This is a genomic window from Bartonella sp. P0282, assembly GCF_048452985.1.
Lineage (GTDB): Bacteria > Pseudomonadota > Alphaproteobacteria > Rhizobiales > Rhizobiaceae > Bartonella > Bartonella choladocola.
On record NZ_WTFO01000001.1, the window covers coordinates 795,768 to 821,994 of the forward strand.

The window sequence follows — 26,227 nt, forward strand, 5'->3', positions numbered from 1 at the left end:
ATCTAAAATTCCCAATGAGCCAATTATCGGCACGCCGGATAAAAAGCCTGGAATTTCAAAAAATGCGAAGAATAAACTTCAACACTTAATGTGAAGGGAAACGCGTCTCCCCTCACGCCCATTGTTTGCCGGATCGGCTTAAACGCCGATCCGACAATGTTTTATTGTTCTTTCTTTGCACGTGTAATCAATTGGTCAAGCAGCGAAATTGCTTTGTCAATTTCTTCTGTCGTGATGAGCAATGACGGTGCAAGTGTGATGACGTTTTTATAATAGCCACCGACATCGAGAACGAGACCGGTTTTTTTGCCCTGCCAGTCAAGGTCGCCCGAAAGGCCGATGTCGACCATGCGGTCAAGAAGGGCTTTATTCGGTGTGAAACCGTCTTCGGTGCAAATCTCGGCACGCAAGGCCAAGCCCAAACCGTCAACATCACCAATTTCCGGATGACGTTTCTGAAGATCTTGCAATCCTTCGAGAAAATGTTTGCCCTTTTCCATAACCATGGTTTCATAATCGGTTTCACCAAGCATATGGAAAACTTCAACACCGAGTGCAGTTCCAAGCGGGTTCGAGGCGAATGTTGAATGGGTCGACCCCGGAGGGAATATTTTCGGATTAATCAATTCTTCACGTGCCCAAAGGCCACCCAAAGGATTAAGACCATTGGTGAGCGATTTGGCGAAAACAAGAACATCAGGGGTTACGCCGAAATGTTCAATCGACCATAATTTGCCCGTGCGATAAAATCCCATCTGGATTTCGTCGACGACAAGAAGAATGCCATGCTCGTCCAGAACTTTCTTGATGCCTTTAAAGAAGTTTCTCGGCGGAATAACGTAACCGCCAGTCCCCTGAAGAGGTTCGATATAGAAGGCTGCGTATTCGGTTTCGTTTGCTCTCGGATCCCATACGCCATTATATTCTGTTTCGAACAGGCGGGCGAATTCGTTGACACAATGTTCGCCATATTCTTCAACAGTCATCCCTTTAGGACGGCGGAACGGATAAGGGAAGGGCAGGAACATGGCGCGTTCGCCAAAATGCCCGTAACGACGGCGATAGCGATAGCTTGATGTGATAGAAGAAGCGCCCAATGTGCGGCCGTGATAGCCACCCTCAAAGGCAAACATCAGGCTCTTTCCGGCCTTGGCATTACGAACGACTTTCAGTGAATCTTCGATACATTGCGAGCCGCCGACATTGAAATGGATACGTCCGTCTAGGCCGAATTTCTTCTTCATATCTTCGGCGATAATCTTTGCCAATTCGATTTTTGTCGGATGCAAATATTGGCTGGCAACCTGTGGTAAAGTGTCGATCTGCTTTTTCAGAACATTATCAAGGCGGGGATTTGCGTAGCCAAAGTTACAGGCGGAATACCACATTTGCAGATCAAGGTAAGGAACACCTTCGAGATCATACATATAGGAGCCTTCGCAGCCAGCAAATACTTTTGGCGGGTTTACATAGTGGACAGTGTCGCCGAAGGAGCAATATTTTGCTTCATCGGCAAGTAGCCGAGACTCGAAAGCCTTGGCATCAGCGTTTGTCATTTTTTCTGGTTTTGCCATATTTGCACTCCAAACTAAAAGATAGTCAGAATTTTAGAGCTAGAAAGCGTTAGGGCTGTTGTGTTTGTGTTTTGCTTTAGTAACAAAACTTGTCTTTCAATCCGGCCACGTGGAAAATTATGGTTACAAAGTCGGATGAATCGGCCGAAAATGTCATAAAGATAGGTAATGTTTGTCGTTTTCAGCAGATTGACGCGATCAACCGACTTTGAAATATCCGTGGTCATGAACCATAGCCAATAAAACAATTGGCAGATCCATTGAATCTGCCAATCGAATTTTCAAAAAAATCTCGTATAAGTTTGTAACCTTATATAAGTTTGCCTCTAAGCTTCATCTCTCTCATTAGGGATTTTTGCATATACAATAAGAGCAACAGCGCAAATCAAAGTAATGATGACCTGTGCAATAGCAAAACCCATAGCAGACAGGATGGTTCCCGTTTCATTGAGCAAATATTGTGCAATCATCGGCGTCGAACCGGCAAATATCATTGAACAAACCTGATAAGTTACCGAAATTGCCGTATAACGAACCTGGGTAGGAAATGCTTTTACGAGAATACCCGCAAGAGCTGCATAATAGAGCGAGTGCGGGACGGTTGCCAAAGCCATACCGATCATTGCTAACGGCATGGATTTTGTCTCGATGAGTGAAAACATCAGTGGCAACATGAAAATTTCAGGAATAAGCATCCATGTAACGGTTTTCCGTAAATCGAATTTTGAAGCCAGAATAGCACCGAAAGGCTGCACCAGAAGTTGGACAAAGATAGCAACACTGACAATGGATAAAAATTCGGTTCTTGTAAAAAGCTTTTCATGAACCGCCCAGGCAAGCGCAAAAGTTGTTTTGAAATAGGTCGCCGTGACTGTTATGATCGTCGCACCAATTCCCAGCAAAACGATTGCCTTATATTTTTTTAATACGTCTGCAATCGGAAGGCGGGCAACCGCTTTTTCTTTCTGTATTTTTTCCATTTCGGGTGACTCATCCACACTGATGCGGATGATAAGACCGATGATAACCAGAATGGCGGAGAACATGAAAGGCAAGCGCCATCCCCAACTGAGGAACTGTTCATCAGGCAATGTCGAGAAAAATAGAAAAACCAGGGTTGCAAGCAGATTTCCGGCAGGTGAGCCTTGTTGAGCGAATGCCGCATAAAAAATCGATTTTCCTTTTGGCGCATGTTCGGCGGAAAGAACCACGGCGCCACCCCATTCACCTCCCATTGCCAAACCTTGGATCAATCGCAAAACAACGAGTAGAATAGGCGCAACAATACCGACATTTTGATATACCGGTAAAAATCCTATCAAAGTTGTACAACACCCCATTAACAGGAGCGTTGCTACCAATGTTTTTTTGCGGCCGATACGGTCACCCAAATGGCCGAAGACAATTCCGCCAACAGGTCTTGCAAAAAAGCCCACCCAAAACGTTGCGAATGCAGCCAGAGTTGCTGTTCCCGGATCTGTTGTCGGAAAAAACAATTTTCCCAAAACCAATGCAGCGGCCGTGCTATATGCATAAAAATCATACCATTCGATTGTCGTTCCGATGAAAGAGGCAATACCAGCTTTACGTGCGCGACGTGTTCGTTCCTTTATATTTTCTTCCATAGTTTGTTTTGTCCAAGATAAAATATGAATATTGTTAAACGGGGACGTTCAAACTTGGGATGTATTTGAAGTTCCTCCCCCTGAAATCGGACCACCTTTTAAAAAGCCTCCTGGCGGTCATTACGCAAAACGACAGAACACCTTTTGTCGCAAGCTTTGGTAAAGCTTCCGGCTGAAAGTTAAAAATAGGCTGTCGTTGATCCTCCCAATAGATTCCATAAATGGAATACTCTCTAAATAATGAAGGTTTTTATTTGAATATCAAGGGAAAAATGCGTTGGCTAAACGATATATCGCATAATCCAATCAGTTTTTTTTGAACGAAATAGTAAGTTACGGTATGGCTTCGGGAAAATGCATTGATAAATCGGGAAGCCTTAAAAAAATCGTTAAGCTAAAAGCATTCCGCGTTGAAATTTGAATGGTGAAATTTGAAACGGGATATTTTGCAAATACGCATCTGGAATGTTCAGATGATGTCTCTTGATAAAACTGCTTGGCATGAACGGCCTTTCATGCTTTCAATAACGCTTTCTGGAGTTCAGGTTTTTTGCATTCATTCACTTTGCGCGTGAGATTTTGCGGAGAAGAAAATGAAAACAGCACTTGTGTTGCAACATCTCGAATTTGAAAATGCCGGTTTGATCGGGAATATTCTTGGCAAACGGGGATATGAGCTAAAAAAACTTGACGCGACGAGAGATGACATTTCTTCGTTTCGGCTAACTGAAGCGGATGTTGTCGTTATTCTGGGTGGTCCTATCGGCGTTTATGATGGCGCACGCTATCCCTTTATCAATCAGGAATTGACGCTCATAGAAAATTCCTTAAAAATCAAAAAACCGATGATCGGTGTATGTCTGGGAGCGCAATTGATTGCAACCGTTCTCGGTGCAAAAGTAAAACCGATGGGTAAAAAAGAAATCGGCTTTTCGAGCTTGCAATTAACCGATGAGGGGCAGAAAAGTCCGCTTGAGCTGATCGGTACGACACCGGTTCTTCATTGGCACGGTGACCAGTTCGAGATTCCGGATGGTGCGAAGCGTCTGGCAGAAACCGGCATTTGTCCCAATCAGGCTTTTTCTTACGAAAATGTTTTGGCATTACAATTTCATCTTGAAGCGGATCTTGATTATTTTGAACATTGGTTGGTAGGCCATGCCGCCGAGCTTTCGCAAGCCGGAATTGATCCGGTTAACCTTCGCAATGATGCAAAAAAATACCAAGGCGATTTGAGAATAAAAGCTGAAAAAATTTTCAATCTCTGGAGCGAGGAATTTTTGAAAAATATCTGATTGTTGCAACATTCCTTCCGCCAATAAGACAATTTCTTTAATGAAAATCTTGTTTTGTGAAGGTGAATTGAAAACGGCTGTACCGCTTCATGCATTGATAATTCTTTTTTTTTGAAGATTGTGCTTCGTAACATTTTACACGAAATTCACTCTGGCCTTTGCGTAAGGTAAGGCGCGCTCTTTATAAAATCGGTTGCAAAACTTTTGCCCCCCGACATCGCCTAACTTCGTTTGATTTTTGCCGTGATTTAAAATGAAAAATAAGGAAATAACTGTTCCGTTGTTTTTATTAATCGTAAAACAGAAGCGAAGTTATTCTGCCTGTTGTTATCAAGGCAGAATAACCGGATGAGGCACTGTCTCTGGTTTTACCAGCCCAAAGACCCAATGTTTTCCAAAACTGTTCAGAGCTATTCGGAAAACAAAATCACATATTCGGGTAAACGGGTCCTTCGCCACCTTGTGGACATGTCCAGGTAATATTCTGGTTCGGATCCTTGATGTCGCACGTTTTACAATGGACACAGTTTTGCGCGTTAATGACATAGGTTTCCCTGCCATCCTTTTCGATCCATTCGTAAACGCCAGCGGGGCAATAACGTGTCGAAGGTCCGGCATAAACGGTTAGCTCCGATTTTTCCTGAACATCGAGTGAGGTGACTTTCAAATGGCAAGGCTCGTTTTCCTCATGATTGGTATTTGAAAGAAAGACACTCGAGAGGCGGTCAAAACTGACAACACCATCAGGTTTCGGATATTCTATAGGTTTATGTTTTTCTGCCGGTTCAAGATATAGATAATCCGGTAGACCATGCGACATTGTACCAAATAATGAAAAGTGGAAGAGCGTTTGGCACCACATGTCAAAGCCGCCCAGACGGACACCTTTTTTCGTGCCATATTTTGATAGCAACGGTTTGACATTACGTACCGGATAAAGATCTTTTCCGATTGCACTGTCACGCCAGCCATTTTCTATTTCTGTAATTTCATCATGACTGCGGCCGGATTTTAACGCATCGGCAATGGCATTGGCAGCATAAATGCCGGATAACACCGCATTATGCGATCCCTTAATGCGGGGAACATTCATAAAACCGGCCGAACATCCGATCAAAGCGCCACCCGGAAAAGTCAATTTCGGTACGGATTGCCACCCGCCTTCGGTCAGAGAACGGGCACCATAGGCAATACGTTTGCCACCTTCAAATATCGGGCGAATAGCCGGATGTGTTTTGAAGCGCTGAAATTCTTCAAACGGAGAAAGGTAAGGATTTTTATAGTTGAGGTGGACAACAAATCCGACAGCAATCTGGTTGTTTTCCATGTGATAGAGGAAAGAGCCGCCACCTGTCGCATCATCAAGCGGCCAGCCCAATGTATGCTGGACAAGCCCCGCATGATGCTTTTCCGGATTGATCTCCCACAACTCTTTTATGCCTATGCCATATTTCTGGGGTGAGCGCCCTTTATCAAGCTCGAACTTGTTGATGAGCGTTTTTGCGAGTGACCCGCGTGCGCCTTCTCCAATCAGCACATATTTGCCGAGAAGTTCCATACCCCGCATATAATTGGGGCCTTGGCTACCATCTTTTTCAACGCCCATATCACCTGTTGCAATGCCTGTAACAGCCCCGTCTTCATTATAAAGAACTTCAGTGGCAGCAAAACCGGGATAGATTTCGACGCCGAGGGCTTCCGCTTTTGTCGCAAGCCACCGGCAAACATTTCCCAAAGAGACGATGTATTTTCCATGATTGGAGAGAAGTTTCGGCATAATCCGGTTGGAAATCTGCTTGGCTCTCGTCTCGTCCAACATGAAAATATGGTCTTCTTTTACCTCCGTTGTGAAAGGATGATTTTGTTCATTGCGCCAGTCAGGCAAAAGAGTGTCAATCCCGATCGGATCGACAACAGCACCGGATAGAATATGGGCGCCGACTTCAACACCTTTTTCAACGATAACAACCGAAAGATCGGGATTGATCTGTTTCAGTCTTATAGCTGCCGAAAGGCCGGCCGGACCGGCACCAACGATAACAACATCAAATTCCATGCTCTCGCGCGGAGGTAATTCATTCATTTCAAAGTGCCTTTTCAAGCTCCGGAATAACGTCGAAAAGATCACCAACCAATGCATAATCGGCAATATGCATCATGGGTGCATCTTCATCCTTGTTGATTGCGACAATGACGCGTGAATCTTTCATGCCTGCAAGGTGCTGGATAGCACCGGAAATGGCAACTGCGATATAAAGATCCGGTGCAACAACTTTTCCGGTCTGTCCGACTTGCCAATCATTGGGGGCGTAACCGGCGTCAACGGCTGCACGGCTTGCACCCACTGCAGCACCGAGCTTGTCGGCAAGCGGAAGCAGAATAGACATGAAATTTTCTTCCGAGCCGAGGCCACGTCCACCCGATACAATGATTTTTGCCGAAGTGAGTTCGGGCCGGTCACTCTTTTTAACCTCTTCGCCGATATAGCGTGACAAAGACGGGTCTGCTGCCGGTGTAATTTTTTCAATTGTTGCTGTACCGTTTCCGGCTTTTGCCTTGAATGAAGCGGTACGCACTGTAATAACCTTTTTGTCGTCCGTTGACTGGATCGTTTCAATAGCATTGCCCGCATAAATCGGACGTTTGAATGTGTCGGGCGAGACAACCTCGACAATGTCCGAAATCTGCATGACATCAAGCGATGCCGCAACCCGTGGCATGATATTTTTGCCATTGCTGGTCGATGCCGCCATGATGACATCATAATCTTTGCTTTGCGCAACAATTGTTGCAGCTACCGGTTCGGCCAATTGCTGTTCGAGATAGTCGGCTTCTGCCAGAAGTACTTTATGGACATTGTCGAGTTTTGCGGCCTGTTCGGCAACCGTCTGTGCATTTTTTCCACAAACGAGGATATCGACATCGCCACCGATTGCATGGGCTGCGGTTAAAGCTTTTGCTGTCTGTTCCGACAATTCCGCATTGTTATGTTCGGCCAATAAAAGAATGGTCATATTGAAATCCTTCCCTTGATGCTCAGAGGACGCCCGCGTCATTTTTCAATTTTTCGACAAGTTCGGCAACATTTTTAACCTTTACGCCTGCCTTGCGGGCCTGTGGTTCTTCCACTTTCAGGATTTTTAGTCGCGGCTGGCTGGAAATATTGAACTCGGAAAGTGTTTTTTGCTCGATCGGCTTTTTGCGTGCTTTCATAATATTGGGAAGCGAGGCATAGCGCGGTTCATTCAAGCGAAGATCAACGGTAAGAACAGCCGGAAGTTTGACTGCAATGGTCTGTAAACCACCATCGACTTCCCGCGTTACAATAGCCTCGCCATCCTTCAGCTCAAGCTTGGAGGCAAAAGTGGCCTGTCCCCAACCGAGAAGAGCTGCAAGCATTTGGCCTGTCTGGTTGGAATCGTCATCAATAGCCTGTTTGCCGAGGAAAACCATATCCGGTTTTTCGCTGTCAACCACCGCCTTCAGAACTTTTGCAACCGAAAGCGGCTCGATTTCATCATCTGTTGTAACCAGAATTGCACGATCAGCGCCAACGGCAAGAGCGGTCCGCAATGTTTCCTGTGCAGCCTGCGGCCCGACACTTACAGCAACGACTTCACTTGCGCGACCGGCTTCTTTTTCGCGAACAGCTTGTTCAAGCGCTATTTCGTCAAACGGATTCATCGACATTTTGACATTAGCAAGTTCGACGCCTGTTCCGTCACTTTTTACGCGCGGCTTGACGTTGTAATCTATCACACGTTTTACAGCTACCAATATTTTCATAGGCCTATCCCTTTGCTAGAACCGCTGATCGTTTCCATTGTGCATTCGATGTTATTCGGTTGGCAAGATAATGTATAGAAGCAACATTACCTTAATCCAACCATTTTTATTGACTTTCGGGTTTGAAACCTTCCGTCAATCAAGCAACGAGTTTGCCATAATGAATGACATTCTCGATATGCACATCGCTTGAACCAAAAAGCATTTCAATCATTGTTAAACGACGGAAATAATGCGCGCCGATATATTCCATTGTCATGCCGATACCGCCGTGAAGTTGTACCGACATTTGCCCTACAAAACGGGCAGATTTATTGATTTGCGCTTTGGCTGCAGAGAGAGTGGCAAGACGTTCCTGTCGATCCTGCGCATTCAGCATCATCATCGCATAATAGCTCATGGAGCGGGCTTGCTCGGATGCAATCATCATATCAACGGCTTTGTGTTGGAGTGCCTGAAAACCGGAAATAGCGACACCGAATTGCACACGCTGTTTCAAGTAATCGACAGTAAGATGCAGCAGCTCGTCCATAATGCCGGCAGCTTCTGCCATCATCGCAACCATGCCTTCTTGCAAGGCACGTTCGATAACGGGAAAAGCTTCGTTTTCCTTGCCAAGGCGGTTTTCTTCGTCAATCAAAACATTTTTGAATGTAATGTTGGACGCACGCCCGCCGTCGGCGCTCTTGTAATGAGCGGCTTCAACGCCTTTTGTGTCTGCTGGCACGATAAACAAACCAAGGCTTTCCTCAGGTGCTTTGTGTTCGCCGGTTCTGGCACTGACAATATAATAATCGGCACCTTCTGCATAAGGGACGACCACTTTCGTACCATTCAGCGTATATTGATTTCCACTTTTTTTAGCAGACAATTCGATATTGAAAGGATCATTGAAAGTCTTTGCCTCATTATGGGCAAATGCAAAACGTTTCTGACCTTCAATCATAATAGAAAGCAGCTTGCTCTTCTGGCTGTCATTTGCAGCTTTCGACAATATGACTCCGGGAATAACAATATTGTTGAGATAGGGAGCGGCCACCAAACCCCTTCCCAAGGCCGACATGACAATGCCGGTTTCTTCGATACCATAGCCAAGCCCGCCATCAGCTTCCGAAAAAGGCATCATTGTGAGGCCCATTTCCACCAGTTGTTGCCAATCGGCATCGCTAAAACCGCGAGTATTTTTCCGGGCGTTGTCAATAGCTTCCAGTGTCGAGAATTTTTCGCGAACAAAACGGCCAATGCTGTTTTCCAACATGGATTGTTCTTCATTAAGTTGAAAGTCCATTTTAGCCTCACATTCCCAAAATTGCTTTTGCAATTACATTATGCTGAATTTCGTTTGAACCACCATAGATCGAAACCTTGCGTGTGTTCATATAAAGTCCGGGAACACCGCGAGCCCAATCCACACCGTCAGGCAGAGCTGCTGCATCACTTCCCGCCAATGATAACGGGCCGGCAAGTTCAAGTAATAATTCGGTTGATGCCTGCTGAAGCTCGGAACCCTTGATTTTCAAAATAGATGATGCCGGATCAGGTGCTTTATCGCCTGCGACTTGCTTTGATAAAACGCGCATTTGCGTTATTTCCAATGCCTTCAATTCGATTTCAAGCCAGGATAGCCGTTCCCTGAAACCGGTATTTTCCCACATGGTTTTCTGATGATAAGGAACAGTTTTGGCAATTCGTTTGATCCGCGATACACGTTCTTTGGTAAGCCCCAACCGTGCAATTCCGGAACGTTCATTCGCCAAAAGGAATTTGGCATATGACCAGCCTTTATTTTCTTCACCGACAAGATTTTCAGCCGGAACTTTTACGTCGGAAAAGAAAATTTCATTAACTTCATGTCGCCCGTCAATGGTAATAATGGGGCGGATAGTGATGCCGGGGGTTTTCATATCAATAAGGATGAATGATATACCGGCCTGCTTTTTTACATTGGGATCTGTTCTGACGAGGCAGAATATCCAGTCCGCATATTGACCGAGTGTTGTCCATGTTTTTTGTCCATTGACAATGTAATAGTCGCCTTCACGAACAGCTCTTGTTGTCAATGATGCGAGATCGGAACCCGCGCCCGGTTCGGAAAATCCCTGACACCACCAGTCGTCAAGATTGGCGGCACGTTTCAGAAAACGTTCTTTTTGCTTTTGGTTTCCGAATGTAGCAATCACCGGACCAACCATAAAGCAGTTGAACTGGAGCGGAAGGGGAACTGCATTGTAGAGGACTTCCTCGGTAAAGATATAGCGCTGGATAGGCGTCCAGTCTTTCCCCCCCCATTCAATCGGCCAATGCGGTACAGCAAGCCCTGCAGCGTTGAGAATACGTTGCGAGGTCACCATTTCTTCTTTGCTCAAACTCTCGCCGGCACTTACCTTTTCCCGAATTTTTTCGGGAATTTCGGTCTGGAAAAAATGCCGCAACTTATCGCGGAATTTCAGCTCTTCATCAGTAAAACGCAAATCCATAATGACACCTCAATTAATTTCAAAAAGTCCGGCACATCCCATGCCGCCGGCTACACACATTGTAACAACCGCATAACGTACACCGCGTCGTTTGCCTTCTATCAAAGCGTGGCCGACCAATCGTGCACCGCTCATTCCAAAGGGATGCCCGATGGCGATCGCCCCCCCGTTGACATTGACAATTTCCGGATCAATTCCCAATGTGTCGCGGCAATAGACAGACTGCGATGCAAACGCTTCATTGAGTTCCCACAATCCTATGTCGGAGATCTTCAAATGATGGCGTTGCAGTAATCGGGGAACCGCAAAAACGGGACCGATGCCCATCTCTTCAGGCGAGCAGCCGACCGACACAAAGCCACGAAAAATACCGAGTGGTTCGAGATTTTGTTTGCTTGCCTGTGTTTTGGACATCAGCACACAAACCGAAGCACCGTCGGATAGCTGGCTTGCATTACCGGCTGTCACAAAACGTTCGTCTTTAACCGGATTAAGTTTTGACAATGCTTCAAGCGTTGTGCCGGGGCGGTTGCCTTCATCCTTTGAAAGGGTAACGGTTTCTTGTGTAACCTCGCCGGTCTCTTTGTTGGTTTTCGAGCAAATCGTTGTAATGGGCACGATTTCATCATCGAAAAGGCCTTCTTTTTGTGCTTTGGCGACCCGCCTTTGACTTTCTACAGCAAATTCATCCTGCGCATGTCTTGATATATTGTAGCGTTCTGCAACAAGATCGGCCGTGTCGATCATTGACATATAAATTTCCGGAATATGTTCTTTAAGCCAGGGATTGACGACAAGGTCACGCCGTACATTCGGCTGGACAAGGGAAATGGATTCTACCCCGCCAGCAACCATAGTCGGTACTTTGTCACACATGATGCGATGGGCAGCATCGGCAATTGCCTGTAAACCGGACGCGCAAAAGCGTGAAACAGTAACACCCGAAGATTTTACCGGTAATCCCGCAATAAGCGATGCGTGGCGGGCGACATTGCCTCCCGTTGCTGCTTCCGGAAAGCCGCAACCAAGAACGACATCTTCAACATCGGCCGGGTCAATACCTATTTTATTTATGGCCGCTTTGATACAATGGGCAGCGAGATCCGCACCATGTGTCAGGTTGAGACTTCCGCGAAATGCTTTGCCAATCGGCGTTCTGGCAGTCGAAACAATAACAGCTTCATCCATTTTCTCACTCCCGAATTAAACGATTTACACGGTGTTATGCCGGTCTTCCTCTCTTATGACCGGCAATTGTAAAATCGTATGGACTGGTCTTTGACCGATTGGTTTTAATCCCGTTCAGTCTTTCCTCTGTTCAGTCTTCAAAATGCTTGTTCGATTTGACCAATTGTTCAAGCAATGGCGCAGGTTTAAGACTTTCGTCACCGAACTCTTCGGCATAATGCTCAAGCCTTCCGGCAATGAGCTTCAGTCCTTTATGGTCGGCATAATAGATGGGGCCGCCGCGCCAGACCGGCCAGCCATAACCGTTGCACCAGATGACATCAATGTCACCGGGGCGTGCAACAATACCTTCTTCAATAATGCGGGCGCCTTCATTAATCATGGGATAAATCAGGCGTTCGATAATTTCATCGTCCGATATGGGGCGACGTTTTATGCCAAGCTTTTTCGATACATCTTCAATAAGCTTTTCAATTTCAGGATCGCGTTCGCCTGTCCTTGAGCCATTTTTATAAATATAATAGCCACGTCCGGTTTTTTGACCGAAATATCCCAATTCGCAGATAGCATCAGCGATCGGAAAGACTTGTCCGATTGCTTTGCGGTTACGCCAGCCAATATCAAGTCCGGCGAGGTCGGAAACGGCATAAGGCCCCATTTTGAACCCGAAATCGGTCATTGCCATATCAATCTGCCATGGCAGAGCACCATCTTGTAACAATTTTTCGGAAGCTTCCGTTCTTCTTGCCAGCATCCGATTGCCGACAAAGCCATGACAAACGCCAACAACAACCGGAATTTTACCTATTTTTCTGGCAAAATTTACCGAACCGGCCAAAACCGGTAACGAAGTTTTTTTGGCTCTAACGACTTCAACAAGGCGCATAATATTGGCGGGTGAGAAAAAATGAAGTCCGAGTACATTTTCGGCGCGGGCTGTAACGCCTGCAATCTCGTTCACATCAAGGTAGGATGTGTTGGTTGCAAGAACAGCGGAAGGCTTTGCAATTTTATCAAGTGCGGTGAATATGTCTTTTTTCACCTTCATATCTTCAAAGGCGGCCTCGATAACCAGATCGGCATGAGCTGCATGGTCAAGGCCGATTTTACCTTTAATAGATTCAACGCATTTTTGGCCGGCTTCTTTGGTCATCCGGCCACGTTCAACGAGGCTCTGATATGTATCGGCAATTTTTTTCAATCCACGCTCTAATGCTTCGGGATTTGTTTCAATAAGCGTAACAGGAAAACCCTTGCTCGCCGCGGCCATGGCAATGCCCGAACCCATTGTTCCGGCGCCTATGACTGCCAGCGAGTTTATCGTAACAGGGGTTGTATTGCCGGTGTCGATTTTTGCGGCAGCGCGTTCGGCAAAAAAAGCATATCGCATAGCTTTTGAACGTTCATCATTTTGCAAACAGGAAAAATGCTTTCGTGTACGCTTGAGATTATCTGCAAAATTTTCGTGAAACCCTGCCTGCATCGTGTCGATAAGAGCTTCAATTCCGGGATTTTCCGACTTGTGCTTGAGTTCTTTTTGAACCAGTGCATCAAAGGCCGGTTTATTATCGCGGCTAACAAAAGCTGCATCGTCCACACGGTTTTCATAATGTTCGGCTACAAGCGTGTTTGCCAGTTTTATTGCTTCTCCAACAAGATCGCCATCGGCAATAACCGAGATGATTCCATTCGACAGGGCGGCCTTTGCAGAAAGCGGTTTTCCGCTTTTTGCCAATTCAAAGGTTTTGTCAGCCCCTATGATGGGAGGCAAAAGTTGTAACGCTCCCGCACCGGGAATGAGTCCTAAATTGATTTCAGGCAGGCCGATTTGAGCTTTTGGCCCTGCTATACGTTTCGAGCAGCTAAGAGCAATTTCTGCACCGCCGCCAAAGGCTACACCGTTGATCGCAGCAACCACCGGTTTTTTGAAATGACGAATTTTTTCGATAAGATCGACAAGAACCGGAGACTTTGCCGGTTTGCCGAACTCGGTAATATCAGCACCTGCAACGAAGACATTCAGTTTTGAAGCAATGACTGCCGAACCAATGGCTTTATCGGCAGCGATTTTGTCCAAAGCTATGTCGATTTGCGACCGAAGCGCTTGGGACAAAGCATTCACCGGCGCATTATTAAGCCATATAATTCCTGTACCATCTCGTACTTCAAATGAAACAATGTCCGTCATTATTTACCTCCCAGCAATGAAAACGCCCCACAGCCAATGTCGAAAGCTGACCATTTCAACCAATTGATAGATGCAGAATGATTTTCGACACGTTCAGGAATACGGTTTGTAGAACCTACTCCCCCCTATGGAAACTCCAACCATTATTCTGCATAATGGAAAATAAAATGCAATGTCAAAGATCGAGTTTTGTTCACAATTATGTTTGCTGTGGTTTTTCAATCTACGAATTATCGGAATAAAGGAGATTTTTTTAGCAAAATAACATTTTCACTCGCACCGTTTTGAAAAAGGTATGTCGCGTCAAAGTTGATTTTTACAAAAATATTCCGGTGGTTTGAACGTTGAGCCTGTAAAAAAATTGCCCGTTTGCTTTGATAAAAAGGGGTGCAGGCAAAGATTGAAAATAGCTATTTTTCGTCTCTTATTCCGCCATGCAGAAAAATATTGACGGGTTCAGGTGAATTGGTTATCGTTGCCGGACAAGGGGTTGTCTGGGAGGAACTTTGCAACCTTTTTCACAAAACAAATACATAGAAGAATAGTGTAATCATACTATACTAAAATATAGTATAACCACTAATTTTAAATATAAAATAATATTATTCAAACAGATATAACGGGAGGATGCTATATGGTTTGGAATAAAATTATATCCTTATTTATTGCAGCAATAGGTATATTTATTTTTTCGGGTGTTTCATTTGCCGAAGAATATGTTGTTGGTGCTCACCTGCCATTAACGGGGGCTTTTGCACGAGCCGGACAGGCTTATCGCGAAGGTATGTTGGTTGCCGAACATCTTCATAACCTCAATAGCGAAACGAAGGTAAAATTCGATATTGTGGATGATGAAAGTACTGCAACCAAAGCGGTGACTGCTGTCGAAAAATTTGCAAGTAGCGGCGATGCGGCGATTATCGGCGGTTATGCTTCAAGCATTATCGGGCCTGCCTCGGAAGTTTCCAATCGTTATGGCGTTACTTATATGACGGCGGGTGCTGTATCGGAAGAACTGACAAGGCGGGGCTTGAAAACCTTTTTCCGCGTCAATAACAATGGCGGTTATGCAGTTGCAGTCAATGGAATGCTTGACGAGCTAAAACCGACAAAAGTTGCAATTTTTGTCAACACGCGTAGCGATGCTCCCAGTCTGCTTGCCAAAACGGTAGGAGCCCATCTCAAACAGCAAAACATAGAATTTGTCGAATATCCTTTCGACGCTTCAACCACCAATTTCCAACCGTTGGTCAACCGGATGCGTTTGCGCGACAAACCGGATGTCATTCTGATGATTGTCTATGAGAATGATTACATCGGAATTTTGCGTGCGGCTAAACTTATCAAGCCCGATGTCAAGGCTATGGTTGGAACATGGAGTGTCGCGACAGTCAAAATGCAGGAAGATTTTCCCGATCTTATGGAAAAAGTGATCGGTGCTGCTTTGATCTCCTTTCCGGCGGCTTTCAACGACGAGGAAGGCAAAACCTTTCAAGCAGCCTATAAAGAACTTTACGGCAAGGATGTCGATTATCAGGCAGTTTATGGTTATGTTCAGGCGAAACTGCTTTTCGATGCAATTGATCGCCTGGCCAAAAAGGGTTCATTCGACCGGACAAAACTTTCTGACGAATTACGTGCCGAAGAAGTTGACAGCCTGATTGGTAAAATCAAGTTCGATGATACCGGTGAGAACATCCATTTTTCGCTGCGTATGGCCCAGCATCAAGGCAAAGAACTGCCAATTGTTGCACCATTAGACCAAGCTACAAAACCGCTTCTGTTACCGGCTCGTCCCTGGTGAAGGGTGCTAAACCGCGTTGTTTCGTATGAAATACGGAATGATTTCTTTTCCCTAAAATCAAGAGTTCTATGATGGATTTATTGCTACCGGCAATTTTTACAGCACTGACAATAGGGGCGGTTTATGCATTGATTGCTTTAGGCCTTGCTCTTGTTTTCGGTGCGATGAAGATTATCAATCTTGCCCATGGCGAACTGGTACTATTGGCAGCCTATATCGGCTACATGTTTGAAAGCCAGTGGGGGTATAACCCTTATCTTGCAATTCCGGTAGCGTTTTTGGTGGTCGGACTCATTGCATGTCTCATTTTTATCTTGCTCAACCGGATAACCAGACAACGCGAACTGAATTCGCTGATATTCACCTATTCGTTCGGTATTATTATTACCAATGCAATTCTTATCATAGCGCGAAACGAGCCACGCATGAGCGCCGATATGCAGGAAACGGTCGAACCGCTTCTCGCAATTGATATTTTTGCCACTTACAGTCAGCTTATTGCGCTTGTTCTGGCAATTCTTCTCATGTTGGCTTTGTGGCTTTGGCTCAAAAACAGTTGGTACGGGCGGGCGGTGCGCGCTGTCACTTCAAATCGTAATGCAGCCAAGCTGATGGGCATCAACCCCGTTCGCACCGAACTTATTTCATTTGTTATCGGTGCTTTGCTTGCGACTGTCGCCGGAATAGCACTTTATACTTTTCAGCCGATCACTCCCGGTCTTGGACATATGCTGACGATCAAAGCCTTTATTATCACGGTGCTTGCCGGTATCGGTTCGATTCCGGGTGTGTTGATAGGTGCGATTTTGCTGGCTCTGGCCCAGACTATGACCGAAAGTTATTTCAATGCGTCATTTGCCAATATGGTTTCGATGCTGCTTTTCCTCGGTGTACTGATTTTCCTTCCGAATGGTCTTTTCGGCAAAACACAGCGGAGAGGTTAGAAAAATGGCAAAGCTTCAATCTTCTATTTTGTTTGTCTTGCTCATTATCATTGCAGGCGTGTTGCCATTCTTCCTGAATGATTATTATCTGATGACGATTATCTCGTCATTGGTCATTGCGGGGCTTGCCTTGTCATGGGCGATGCTTTCCAATCTTGGTGGCATGACGAGTTTCGGCCATGCAGCGTTTTTTGGAATAGCATCTTATGCGAGCGCAATTGTTACCATGCGCTGTGGAGTTCCGGTTTTGCTTGCTGTTCCATTTGCGGCAATTATCGCGGCTCTTTCAGCCGTTTTGATGTTGCCGATTATAAGATTGTCAGGGTCCTATTTTGCTCTGGCTATTCTTGGTTATGCGCAAATTTTCTATGGTCTGGCTGTCGAAATGCCGCAATGGACAAATGGTTCTGCTGGCATAAGCTCCATCCCGCCGCTTCCGGAAGTTTTGGGAATCGATTTTTCACAACGTCTTGGTGCTTATTTTCTGATGCTTGCCATCATTCTGGTTATCGCATTTATCTATGGTTCCATTCTGCGTTCCAGAACCGGTTTGGCATTGAAAGCTATAGCCGAAAGCGAGGATGCAAGTCTGGTTGTCGGTGTCAATGCTGTCAGGCTCAAATTTCTCATTCTCTTGTTATCGGCTTTCATTGCAGGACTTATCGGCGCTTTTAATACGCATCTCATCGGCTCCCTCAATCCGGATGATGCATTTTCTGCCAATTGGAGCCTTTTGCCGATCATTGCCGCTATTTTCGGTGGCTCCCGAACATTGTGGGGGCCGGTTATCGGCGCTGTCGTGATCTATCTGTTCGACCAGATTGTTGCAAAAGAATTTTTTGCGGCTGTTTTCCATACTTCGGTCGGCCACCAGATCATTCTGGGGATTATTCTGGCAATACTTATTCTCGTTGCTCCGGATGGACTTTTATCGCTCTTTTTCAAGAACAGGAAAGCTCATGCTTGAGATAAAAAATATTACAGTCCGGTTTGGCGGCCTTGTTGCAGTAAACAATGTGTCGTTCAGCGTTGGCAGCCATGAAATTCTGGGGCTTATCGGTCCCAACGGTGCCGGTAAAACAACGCTCTTCAATGCAGTTTCGGGGCTTGTTCGCCCGACACTCGGCCATGTCATTATGGACAAAAGCGATATAACGCGATTGGCACTTTATAAACGTGCCCGTCTGGGATTGGGGCGCACCTTCCAGATTCCGAAGCCCATGCACCATCTCACAGTACGGGAAAATCTGATTGTTGCCCAAACTTTCGGCGCTCGCGAGAATAATCCGGAAAGGATAGATGAAATTCTGGAATTATTGGAGATAGCCCATAAAGCCGATAGCGATGCGGCGAGCGAGCTTGCCATGCAGGAACTCAAACGGTTGGAAATTGCCAAAGCGCTAGCAACCAGACCGAAATTGTTACTGCTTGACGAGGTGCTGGCCGGCCTTGAAAGTCAGGCAAAACGTATGTTTATGGAAAAATTGAAGCAGATCAATTCAACGCTTGGCATCGGAATTATTATTGTCGAACATGACATAGAGACAATTTCCAAGCTTTGTTCGCGGGTTATCGCATTGAATTTCGGCCAATTGATAGCCGACGGGACACCACGCGAAGTCTTCACCAACCCGAAAGTCATAGAAAGTTACACAGGTGCAAGTCATGTTGAAGATTGAAGATTTGCATACCGGTTATGGCGCGATCACGATATTGCGCGGTGTATCGCTCGAGTTTCCCGAAAAGCAATTGACAACCATTGTCGGTCCGAATGGCGCAGGCAAAACCACTTTGTTACGGGCAATTACCGGACTGTTACCATATCAGGGAACTGTCGAAATAAACGGCAAAAACGTTGCGGGAAAAAAGACTTGGGACTTTGTCGGTGTCAAACTCGCAATGGTACCGGAAGGCCGTATGATTTTTCCGGATATGACAGTTGAAGAAAATCTCGCTTTGGGAGCTTTTGATAAACGCTGCCGTGCAACTTTTTCTTCCAAAGCGGAAGAAATGTATGTTTTGTTTCCCAAATTGAAAGAACGTCGTCTCCAATTGGCGGGGTCACTGTCAGGCGGCGAAGCGCAAATGCTTGCAATGGCTCGTGCATTGATGTCGGATCCCGAAATTCTTCTGATCGATGAACCTTCATTGGGGCTTTCACCGGTCATGGTGAAAGAGGTCTTCAATATTATCGGCCGCATGAAAGAGCATGGCGTAACAATCGTTCTCGTCGAACAGAATACCCGTATGGCCGTCAACATTGCCGATTTGGTCTATCTCATGCGCGATGGCAAGATTTTGCTAAAGCAACCGGCCGCCGATGTCGATCTTCATGCGTTACACGAACTTTATCTGGCACAGGAGTAGACAATGTCACTTCAGGAAATTATCGAACATCTCGCACTTCCGGCAATTGCTTCGCCGCTTTTTATCGTTTCCAATCCGCAATTGGTTATCGCTGAATGCTGCAATGGAATTATCGGTTCCATTCCTTCCCTCAATGCACGTCAAAAGGAAGATTTTCCCCTCATGCTTTCAGCAATTGAAGAGGGCATCCAAAAAGCTGTCTCGACAGGAAAATGTGCAAAACCGGCTCCCTATGCGGTCAATCTGATTGTCCATGCGTCCAATGACCGGCTTGACCATGATCTTGGCGTTTGTGTCGAACATAAAGTTCCGGTGGTTATCACCTCCCTTCATGCGCCGGGAAAAGTGGTTGAAGCCGTTCATAATTACGGCGGAGTGGTGCTCCATGATGTCATCAGTATAAGGCACGCAAAAAAAGCATTGAACGAGGGAGTTGACGGTCTTATCGCCGTTTGTGCGGGGGCAGGCGGGCATGGTGGCTCGCTCAGTCCTTTTGCTTTGGTTGGCGAAATACGCCGATTTTACGACGGTGTGATTGTTCTTTCGGGCGCAATATCACGGGGTGATGATATTCTAGCGGCGCAGGCAATGGGTGCCAATGCGGCTTATATCGGCACCCGTTTTATCGCAACTCCCGAAGCAAATGCGGTTGATGAATATAAAGAAATGATTATCCAATCGGATGCGAGCGGGATTGTTTACACGCCCTTTTTCACCGGTGTTAATGGCAATTACCTGAGGGAGAGTATTGTTCGTTCCGGCCTCGATCCGGATGATTTGAAAAATGGTCTGGCAGCAAATTTCGGTTCGACGCGGGTCAAACCGTGGAAAAATATTTGGGGTGCAGGACAGGGTGTCGGTAATATCGACGAAATATTGCCAGCATCCGAAGTTATTGCCAAATTGAAAAGGGAATATCGGACCGCTTTTCACCGTCTGCAAAATAAGGGGGCAATCTATGTCCGGTAAAATACTGGTGGAAATGCCAATCCCTGAAGTCTGTCATATTATTATGAACAGACCCGAAAAACATAATGCACTCGATCGGGAAGCGTACCGGTTGTTGACTGATGCGCTCCAGAATGCCGACGAGAATGAAAATATCAGGGTTATTGTGCTTTCGGGCGCGGGTAAATGTTTTACCGCGGGCAATGACCTTCATGATTTTAGCGGAGAGAGTTTGCTTGATGGGAAAGGCCAGTCTCCGGGGTTGAAATTGCTGCTCACACTTCATGGCATGAACAAACCGGTCATTGCGGCTGTGGAAGGTTATGCGGTCGGAATAGGGGCGACAATGCTTAACCATTGCGACCTTGCCTATTGCGGAACGAGTGCCCGTTTCAGATTCCCGTTTGCAACTTTGGGGCTATCTCCGGAAGGTGGATCGACATTCTATCTCCCGCTTGCGGCAGGCTACAAAAAGGCAGCCGAATTGTTGTTTTTCGGAGATTTCTTCAGTGCGGAGGATGCCTTACAATTCCATCTTTTGAACGCTATTGTTGAAGATAATAATGCCGTTTCTTATGCACTTCAAAAAGCGGAAAAACTTGCAAAAATGCCGTTTCAATCCATATTGGCAACCAAAAAAATGCTGAAAAAACGGAATAAGGATAAATTAGTGTCAGTCCTTGAAGACGAAGCAAAAACATTTCACAACTTGCGAATGAGTGAAGAAACTCAAAAAATTATCAAAGGATTTTTCAATAAATAACAGGAATCATAATGGCGCGTAAAAGAACACCTATTCCATCCAATGATATTCCGTTGACCGACAGCAACAAGGTCGACAGGAATACCGAACGCCATTTTGTGACCGCCCTCGGGCGCGGGCTGAAAGTGCTTGCCTGTTTTCGCCACGGGGACATTCTGCTTTCTAACAACGATATTTCCGAACGCTGCAATCTGCCACGTTCCACCGTTTCAAGACTAACCTACACGCTGATGCGTCTGGGCTATCTTTATTATGTTGAAAGCAAGGGAAAATACCGGTTGGGAGCGGCTGTCATCACGCTTGGTACGACAATGCTTTCAAGCCTTACTATAAGGTCCATTGCCAAACCTTACATGCAGGAATTGTCCGATATGAGCAAAGCTTCGGTCGGGCTTGGTATAGCCGATCACCGAAGTGCACTTTACCTTGAATATTGTACACCGGCGGATGGTTCGGTTTTGCCTACGCGTTTGGGAACGCGTATTTCCATTATCAATAGTGCAATGGGGCGTGCTCTACTTGCAGCCAGCAGCGAACGTGACCGCGAAGCGATTTTTTATGACATTCGCCGACGCGACGAAATCGAGTGGCCCGAAATATATGACGGAATCAAAAAAGCAATCCATGAACATGAAACCACGGGTTGCTGCACCTCTTTTCAAGACTGGCAACAGGATGTCAATGCAATAGCGGCAGGTTTTAATCCGGGTGAGGGATTGCCTGTTATGTCTATTAATGTGGCGGGACCTGCTAAAATGGTGGGGAGAGAACTACTGCTCGGAGAGGTGAAAAAGAAATTATTGGGAATCGTTCAGTTGTTGAAAAACAGCCAGACGATAGAAGGAGGAAATTATGACAGGAAAGTTAGACACTAGGAACGAGGTTCAGCACGACAGCAATGCAGCACCGGAAAACAGAAAAGCGATACCTGGTGAACCATTGGCGGGAGTGAAAGTGGTTGATGCTTCACGCGTTCTTGCCGGTCCTTTGTCTGCGCAATGTCTGGGAGATATGGGAGCTGATGTTATCAAGATAGAACATCCCGAACGTGGCGATGATACACGCGATTGGGGGGTGCGCATCGGCGAACGCGATACAACCTATTTTTATTCGATGAATCGCAATAAACGTTCTATCGGTCTTGATTATACCGATAAAAAAGATCTCGATATTGTATTGAAGCTCGTCAAAAATGCCGACGTGTTCATTCAAAATTTCAAATATGGCGGAGCGGAAAAACTCGGTATCGGTTACGAACAATTGTCGAAGATAAACCCGCGGCTTATTTATTGTTCGATTTCCGGCTATGACCGCCATAGTTCGGAAAAAGAACGTCTGGGATATGACATCGTTTTACAAGGCGAAACGGGGCTCATGGGTATGAACGGCGATCTCGGCCAACCACCTTTAAAATTCGGTGTTGCGGTGGTCGATTTGTTTACCGGATTATATAGCGCACAAGCAATCCTTGCCGCATTATATGAGCGGGAGCGGACGGGGCGCGGCAGCCATGTCGAAATATCGCTTTACAATACAGCCGTCCAGCTCACCGCCTATTATGGGCTGGAAGCCTTGGCCAATGGCAAAGATCCGCTAAAATGGGGTAACAATCACCCCTCGATTATGCCTTATGGTGTTTATGAAGCGGCAGATGGTCCGGTTGTTATAGCTGTCGGTAACTTCAGGCAATTTACGGCTTTCTGCACCAAAGTCATTGACCGGCCGGATATTATGGAAGACCCGCGTTTCAAGACCAATCTGGACAGAATAAAAAACAGGAATATTATTGGCCCGATTTTCAAGGAGGAAGTAAAAAAGTTTCCGCGCGCCGAGTTGATCCGTCGCATGAACGAGGTCGATATTCCCTGTGGCGAAGTGGACGGGCTTTATGCGGCGATGACTTCAAAACGCGCACAAGAAAATCAAATGGTGTGCGAGGTTGACCATCCGATTGCAGGAAAGGCCAAAGTCCTTAACCCGCCTTACCGTTTTCATGGTCAGCGTTCGCCTCTGCAACGTCGCCCGCCAATGCTTGGCGAACACAATATCGAAATTCTTAAAGATGTGCTCGGTTTCGCCGATGAAGAGGTCAATGAATTCATGCACCGGCATCATTTGAATTGAATTTTGAAAAATTGGTTCATGGTTTGACAATCAAAAGCACAGCATCCGATATAGGGTACTGTGCTTTTTTGTGATTATTCATATAAAAATCATAAAATTAAGCGATAGCAGGCAGAAAACCATAAAAATCAATCAACGGGCGACCAAATGCTTTGTAGGATTTGACAAAGTGTTCCTCCTGCTATCGACAATGTTAGCCTCCCGCTATCGACAAAGAGTGCCTCCCGCAATCCGCAAAGTGTAAATCCTGCAATTTATGGGGGCTATTAACGAAATTCGCCTCTAAAAACCGGAGATTGTGGCCGGAGATTATGGCCAGAGATTGTGGACGGAGATTGTAGATTGTCGTGAATGGCCGGTTAGCATCCCGAAAACCGGACTTGTTCGGTTCATTCTATGATTTTGAATATTCAATTCTTTTTGTCGCTTTACCATGCATAAGCTTCGGGCGCTTCGCCTTTAGGGCCCGGCCAAATTTTGTCGAGCCTATCCAGTGTTTCCTTTGACAAAGAAATATCAACAGCTCGCAAATTTGCTTCCAATTGGGCTTTTGTTCTCGGCCCGATAATCGGAGCGCTGACAACGGGATTATTGAGGCACCAGGCAAGCGCAACATCTGCCGGTTTTTCATTCAATTCTTTGCATAACGCTTCATAGGCAACGAGTTGATCGTGGTGTTCAGCAACAACATTTTCAAGATCGGCGCGACGGCCACTCTCGAATTTGTCAAGTGCTCCTGCAAGTAATCCGCCGTCAAGCGGACTCCACAAAATCAATCCCAGACCATGATAGCGGCAGGCAGGAATGACTTCGGTTTCAATAGCGCGATTTCTCAGATTATAGATGTCCTGTTCGCTGACAAGGCCGAGCATATGCCGTTCGACAGCTTTGCCTTGGGCTGTTGCAATGTGCCAGCCGGCGAAATTCGACGAACCGACATAGGAAATCTTTCCTTGTGTGATGAGAACCTCCATTGCTTCCCAAATTTCATCCCACGGTGTCCCGCGGTCGATATGGTGCATTTGATAAAGGTCGATATGATCGGTTTTAAGCCGTTTGAGACTTGCTTCACAAGCACGCCTTATATGGTAGGCGGAAAGATGTCTGTCATTTACACCATAATCCATAGGCTGATAAAGCTTGGTCGCAAGAACAATCCGGTCACGTTTACCGCTGTTTTTGATCCAGTTGCCGATAAATTCTTCCGAAATTCCGCTGCCCTTCGGTATTTCAGGATATTGGCGCGTTCCATAAATATCGGCTGTGTCAAAGAGATTAATTCCATTATCAACGGCAGCATCCATAATATGACATGCTTCTTTTTCATCCGTCAGATAGCCGAAATTCATCGCCCCCAATGCCAAACGGCTGACTTTCAGACCTGTGCGACCAAGATGGGTATATTTCATTTTGTTTTCCTCATTTGAACAAATGCTGCGAAACTTCATCGCGATTTTTCAAGCCGGTCATTTTAACAAGCCGGTCATTTTAGCAAGACGTTCATTTTCCGGAATATTTCTTATCAATCCGGTTTATGCGTGAACGCCGTTTTCCGAACATTTGTTCTTGACTGTTTTCATATTCGGCAAATCATCCCGTTGGCTGAACCCGCTTTGTCTTTCGTCAAAATGTTCCGTTAAATTTAACGCCGCACAATTTGCCAAGCCGGTAGATACAAAACAATGTAACCACACCTTGCCAACGAAATCTCATTGCTATCGATAAACAACATAACATAACCGGTTCTGCTGTTTAGACAGGAAAACTCGCATGTTATCATGAATGTCATTCATATATTTGATGATAAGGCGGGCAACAAAGAACTAGGCGGCAAAGAGGAAATGTCGGGATGTGAATTTCAAAACTCTTTGTTGCAATAGAAACAAAAACATTAAAAATCTTCCGGCTCGTCCATCACCATAAAACAGCACAGAGCGGAAAGACAAGCTGACAGCGACCGGTTTACCCGAAGCTTCAAAATTGCATCTTGCTTAAGATATTTTCTTTGTTGGTACGCTCTTGTTATCGGGGGTGAATTCTACAAAGCTTGATTGCGCGACGCCATTTTCATTGCCCACCCAAAGTTCGGCTTTGCCGGAGCCGACGATTTGACCGGCCGTTATAAATTTTTCCGGACAAAAAATTGGTCTTCGGCTACGGAAGGAAAAACTTGATATTCCTGCATCCGGATTTGCATTTTTGAAAGCCTGAAGTGCTAGAGTGGCAAGTAACTGGCCTTGTACCAGCAAAGCAGGATAGCCTTCTTTACCGGTCACGTAAGGATAATCATAATGGATGCGATGGCCATTGAAAGTCACTGCCGAATAGCGGAACAAAGTGACACTATCGGCTTCATGCGTTTCTGACCATTGTCCGCTAGGACAAGGATCCGATTTTATATTCACGAATTTTGTCGGTTCGCGATAGACAATATCCTGTTCTTCCAGAAGCGCTGTTTCATCATTTTGAATATGTTTATGTTCGACAGTGACAAAGAGCAACTTTCCGCTTCTACCTTGCTTTTCGTTAATCTGCCGAATGGTCGATATGCGTTTTGCCGGTTCTCCGATGATAAGGGGGCGGAAAAATTTCAGCCTCCCGCCGGCCCACATCCGGTTGAAGTTTTCGGCAGGCGGCAGGAACTCGCCGCGCGAGGGATGCCCGTCTTCACCTAATGAATGAAAGGAAAGCGTTGGTTGAAAATACATCCAGTGCCATAAAAGTGGTAGAGGATCTGTTCTTTCAGGAAGCTTTGTTCCCAGTGTAGCGGCCATACGTGCCACCAGAACATAGTCGAGAACATCTTCAATCGTTTCCGTTTTTCCGACCCAATCGGTAAAATCTTTCAAATTTTTCTCCTCCCGATGTTTTTTCCGGATTGTTATCTTGTTTTTCAAACGACCAATCCGGATATATCGTTACATAATGCCTTGATATTAGCGGTTTTCGAGCGCTTTTTTGACAAAACAATTATCGAAAGTTTGCGACACTATTTCAGCACCGGTTTGATATTCCTCGATTGGTTCGGGCATTCATCGTTCCATAATCTTGCTATAACGGGTTGAATTTGCAATTTGCTTCAAGTTTCGTTTGCCACATTGGCTATCACGATAAAAGAAGAAATTATGTAAACGTGTTTTTCAA

The 26,227-nt window shown here is 45.7% G+C and carries 21 protein-coding genes; 10 read left to right on the plus strand and 11 right to left on the minus strand.

What is annotated here, in order from left to right; translation table 11 throughout:
- Positions 1–161 precede the first annotated feature (161 nt).
- Both GQS64_RS03520 and GQS64_RS03525 read right to left on the minus strand, forming a co-directional pair.
- On the minus strand, positions 162–1,574 hold the full coding sequence (locus tag GQS64_RS03520; protein ID WP_198230645.1) for an aspartate aminotransferase family protein: 1,413 nt from the start codon (positions 1,572–1,574) through the stop codon (positions 162–164).
- Positions 1,575–1,900: 326 nt separating this feature from the next.
- Complete coding sequence (locus tag GQS64_RS03525; RefSeq protein ID WP_077990903.1) at positions 1,901–3,199, minus strand: MFS transporter; 1,299 nt, start codon at positions 3,197–3,199, stop codon at positions 1,901–1,903.
- A 593-nt stretch (positions 3,200–3,792) separates the two neighbouring features.
- On the opposite strand from GQS64_RS03525, the gene GQS64_RS03530 reads away from it, so the two are divergent.
- Complete coding sequence (locus GQS64_RS03530; protein WP_198230646.1) at positions 3,793–4,494, plus strand: glutamine amidotransferase; 702 nt, start codon at positions 3,793–3,795, stop codon at positions 4,492–4,494.
- 427 nt (positions 4,495–4,921) lie between these two features.
- On the opposite strand, the gene GQS64_RS03535 is transcribed toward GQS64_RS03530, so the two are convergent.
- The 7 genes from GQS64_RS03535 to GQS64_RS03565 form a co-directional block, all read right to left on the minus strand.
- Positions 4,922–6,577 carry an electron transfer flavoprotein-ubiquinone oxidoreductase gene (locus GQS64_RS03535; protein ID WP_198230647.1) on the minus strand — a complete coding sequence of 552 codons (1,656 nt, stop codon included), beginning with the start codon at positions 6,575–6,577 and terminating at the stop codon, positions 4,922–4,924.
- Position 6,578: 1 nt separating this feature from the next.
- Positions 6,579–7,508 carry an electron transfer flavoprotein subunit alpha/FixB family protein gene (locus tag GQS64_RS03540; protein ID WP_077990908.1) on the minus strand — a complete coding sequence of 310 codons (930 nt, stop codon included), beginning with the start codon at positions 7,506–7,508 and terminating at the stop codon, positions 6,579–6,581.
- A gap of 22 nt (positions 7,509–7,530) precedes the next feature.
- A complete protein-coding gene (locus GQS64_RS03545) occupies positions 7,531–8,280 on the minus strand; it encodes an electron transfer flavoprotein subunit beta/FixA family protein (protein ID WP_077990910.1) in 750 nt (249 codons plus the stop codon).
- A 139-nt stretch (positions 8,281–8,419) separates the two neighbouring features.
- Positions 8,420–9,568: an acyl-CoA dehydrogenase family protein gene (locus tag GQS64_RS03550; protein WP_198230648.1), complete on the minus strand. Its 1,149-nt coding sequence runs from the start codon at positions 9,566–9,568 to the stop codon at positions 8,420–8,422.
- Between the two features lie 7 nt (positions 9,569–9,575).
- Positions 9,576–10,757 (minus strand): acyl-CoA dehydrogenase family protein, encoded by a 1,182-nt coding sequence (locus GQS64_RS03555; RefSeq protein ID WP_077990913.1) that lies wholly within the window; start codon positions 10,755–10,757, stop codon positions 9,576–9,578.
- A 9-nt stretch (positions 10,758–10,766) separates the two neighbouring features.
- Positions 10,767–11,945, minus strand: coding sequence for an acetyl-CoA C-acyltransferase (locus tag GQS64_RS03560; RefSeq protein WP_077990915.1), 1,179 nt, complete (start codon positions 11,943–11,945; stop codon positions 10,767–10,769).
- Between the two features lie 130 nt (positions 11,946–12,075).
- Positions 12,076–14,133, minus strand: coding sequence for a 3-hydroxyacyl-CoA dehydrogenase NAD-binding domain-containing protein (locus tag GQS64_RS03565; RefSeq protein WP_198230649.1), 2,058 nt, complete (start codon positions 14,131–14,133; stop codon positions 12,076–12,078).
- Between the two features lie 634 nt (positions 14,134–14,767).
- Here GQS64_RS03565 and GQS64_RS03570 point away from each other — a divergent pair.
- From GQS64_RS03570 to GQS64_RS03610, 9 genes are all read left to right on the plus strand, one after another.
- Entirely contained in the window at positions 14,768–15,937 is a 1,170-nt protein-coding gene (locus GQS64_RS03570) for an ABC transporter substrate-binding protein (RefSeq protein WP_198230650.1), read from the plus strand.
- A 68-nt stretch (positions 15,938–16,005) separates the two neighbouring features.
- Entirely contained in the window at positions 16,006–16,881 is an 876-nt protein-coding gene (locus GQS64_RS03575; RefSeq protein WP_077990921.1) for a branched-chain amino acid ABC transporter permease, read from the plus strand.
- Positions 16,882–16,885: 4 nt separating this feature from the next.
- Positions 16,886–17,848 carry a branched-chain amino acid ABC transporter permease gene (locus GQS64_RS03580; RefSeq protein WP_077990923.1) on the plus strand — a complete coding sequence of 321 codons (963 nt, stop codon included), beginning with the start codon at positions 16,886–16,888 and terminating at the stop codon, positions 17,846–17,848.
- Positions 17,841–18,560, plus strand: coding sequence for an ABC transporter ATP-binding protein (locus GQS64_RS03585; RefSeq protein ID WP_198230651.1), 720 nt, complete (start codon positions 17,841–17,843; stop codon positions 18,558–18,560). Before GQS64_RS03580 ends, GQS64_RS03585 begins: the two co-directional genes overlap by 8 nt.
- A complete protein-coding gene (locus tag GQS64_RS03590) occupies positions 18,547–19,248 on the plus strand; it encodes an ABC transporter ATP-binding protein (RefSeq protein WP_077994429.1) in 702 nt (233 codons plus the stop codon). The genes GQS64_RS03585 and GQS64_RS03590 overlap by 14 nt, the downstream gene beginning before the upstream one ends.
- Before the next feature lie 3 nt (positions 19,249–19,251).
- Entirely contained in the window at positions 19,252–20,217 is a 966-nt protein-coding gene (locus GQS64_RS03595) for an NAD(P)H-dependent flavin oxidoreductase (RefSeq protein ID WP_198230652.1), read from the plus strand.
- Positions 20,207–20,959 (plus strand): enoyl-CoA hydratase/isomerase family protein, encoded by a 753-nt coding sequence (locus tag GQS64_RS03600; protein WP_198230653.1) that lies wholly within the window; start codon positions 20,207–20,209, stop codon positions 20,957–20,959. The genes GQS64_RS03595 and GQS64_RS03600 overlap by 11 nt, the downstream gene beginning before the upstream one ends.
- 11 nt (positions 20,960–20,970) lie before the next feature.
- Positions 20,971–21,834, plus strand: a complete 864-nt coding sequence (locus GQS64_RS03605) for an IclR family transcriptional regulator (protein ID WP_077990930.1) — start codon at positions 20,971–20,973, stop codon at positions 21,832–21,834.
- Entirely contained in the window at positions 21,812–23,083 is a 1,272-nt protein-coding gene (locus GQS64_RS03610; RefSeq protein ID WP_077990932.1) for a CaiB/BaiF CoA transferase family protein, read from the plus strand. Before GQS64_RS03605 ends, GQS64_RS03610 begins: the two co-directional genes overlap by 23 nt.
- A 428-nt stretch (positions 23,084–23,511) precedes the next feature.
- On the opposite strand, the gene GQS64_RS03615 is transcribed toward GQS64_RS03610, so the two are convergent.
- The gene (locus GQS64_RS03615; RefSeq protein WP_077990934.1) at positions 23,512–24,492 is read right to left on the minus strand and encodes an aldo/keto reductase; all 981 of its coding nucleotides are present in this window, start codon (positions 24,490–24,492) and stop codon (positions 23,512–23,514) included.
- 582 nt (positions 24,493–25,074) lie between these two features.
- Entirely contained in the window at positions 25,075–25,932 is an 858-nt protein-coding gene (locus GQS64_RS03620; protein ID WP_198230654.1) for a hypothetical protein, read from the minus strand.
- Positions 25,933–26,227: the final 295 nt, after the last annotated feature.

What these genes read in the sequence shown, in the direction of transcription:
- GQS64_RS03520 (WP_198230645.1), bottom strand. Translation starts at nt 1,574, where the DNA reads ATGGCAAAACCAGAAAAAATGACAAACGCTGATGCCAAGGCTTTCGAG.
- GQS64_RS03525 (WP_077990903.1), bottom strand. Translation starts at nt 3,199, where the DNA reads ATGGAAGAAAATATAAAGGAACGAACACGTCGCGCACGTAAAGCTGGT.
- GQS64_RS03530 (WP_198230646.1), top strand. Translation starts at nt 3,793, where the DNA reads ATGAAAACAGCACTTGTGTTGCAACATCTCGAATTTGAAAATGCCGGT.
- GQS64_RS03535 (WP_198230647.1), bottom strand. Translation starts at nt 6,577, where the DNA reads ATGAATGAATTACCTCCGCGCGAGAGCATGGAATTTGATGTTGTTATC.
- GQS64_RS03540 (WP_077990908.1), bottom strand. Translation starts at nt 7,508, where the DNA reads ATGACCATTCTTTTATTGGCCGAACATAACAATGCGGAATTGTCGGAA.
- GQS64_RS03545 (WP_077990910.1), bottom strand. Translation starts at nt 8,280, where the DNA reads ATGAAAATATTGGTAGCTGTAAAACGTGTGATAGATTACAACGTCAAG.
- GQS64_RS03550 (WP_198230648.1), bottom strand. Translation starts at nt 9,568, where the DNA reads ATGGACTTTCAACTTAATGAAGAACAATCCATGTTGGAAAACAGCATT.
- GQS64_RS03555 (WP_077990913.1), bottom strand. Translation starts at nt 10,757, where the DNA reads ATGGATTTGCGTTTTACTGATGAAGAGCTGAAATTCCGCGATAAGTTG.
- GQS64_RS03560 (WP_077990915.1), bottom strand. Translation starts at nt 11,945, where the DNA reads ATGGATGAAGCTGTTATTGTTTCGACTGCCAGAACGCCGATTGGCAAA.
- GQS64_RS03565 (WP_198230649.1), bottom strand. Translation starts at nt 14,133, where the DNA reads ATGACGGACATTGTTTCATTTGAAGTACGAGATGGTACAGGAATTATA.
- GQS64_RS03570 (WP_198230650.1), top strand. Translation starts at nt 14,768, where the DNA reads ATGGTTTGGAATAAAATTATATCCTTATTTATTGCAGCAATAGGTATA.
- GQS64_RS03575 (WP_077990921.1), top strand. Translation starts at nt 16,006, where the DNA reads ATGATGGATTTATTGCTACCGGCAATTTTTACAGCACTGACAATAGGG.
- GQS64_RS03580 (WP_077990923.1), top strand. Translation starts at nt 16,886, where the DNA reads ATGGCAAAGCTTCAATCTTCTATTTTGTTTGTCTTGCTCATTATCATT.
- GQS64_RS03585 (WP_198230651.1), top strand. Translation starts at nt 17,841, where the DNA reads ATGCTTGAGATAAAAAATATTACAGTCCGGTTTGGCGGCCTTGTTGCA.
- GQS64_RS03590 (WP_077994429.1), top strand. Translation starts at nt 18,547, where the DNA reads ATGTTGAAGATTGAAGATTTGCATACCGGTTATGGCGCGATCACGATA.
- GQS64_RS03595 (WP_198230652.1), top strand. Translation starts at nt 19,252, where the DNA reads ATGTCACTTCAGGAAATTATCGAACATCTCGCACTTCCGGCAATTGCT.
- GQS64_RS03600 (WP_198230653.1), top strand. Translation starts at nt 20,207, where the DNA reads ATGTCCGGTAAAATACTGGTGGAAATGCCAATCCCTGAAGTCTGTCAT.
- GQS64_RS03605 (WP_077990930.1), top strand. Translation starts at nt 20,971, where the DNA reads ATGGCGCGTAAAAGAACACCTATTCCATCCAATGATATTCCGTTGACC.
- GQS64_RS03610 (WP_077990932.1), top strand. Translation starts at nt 21,812, where the DNA reads ATGACAGGAAAGTTAGACACTAGGAACGAGGTTCAGCACGACAGCAAT.
- GQS64_RS03615 (WP_077990934.1), bottom strand. Translation starts at nt 24,492, where the DNA reads ATGAAATATACCCATCTTGGTCGCACAGGTCTGAAAGTCAGCCGTTTG.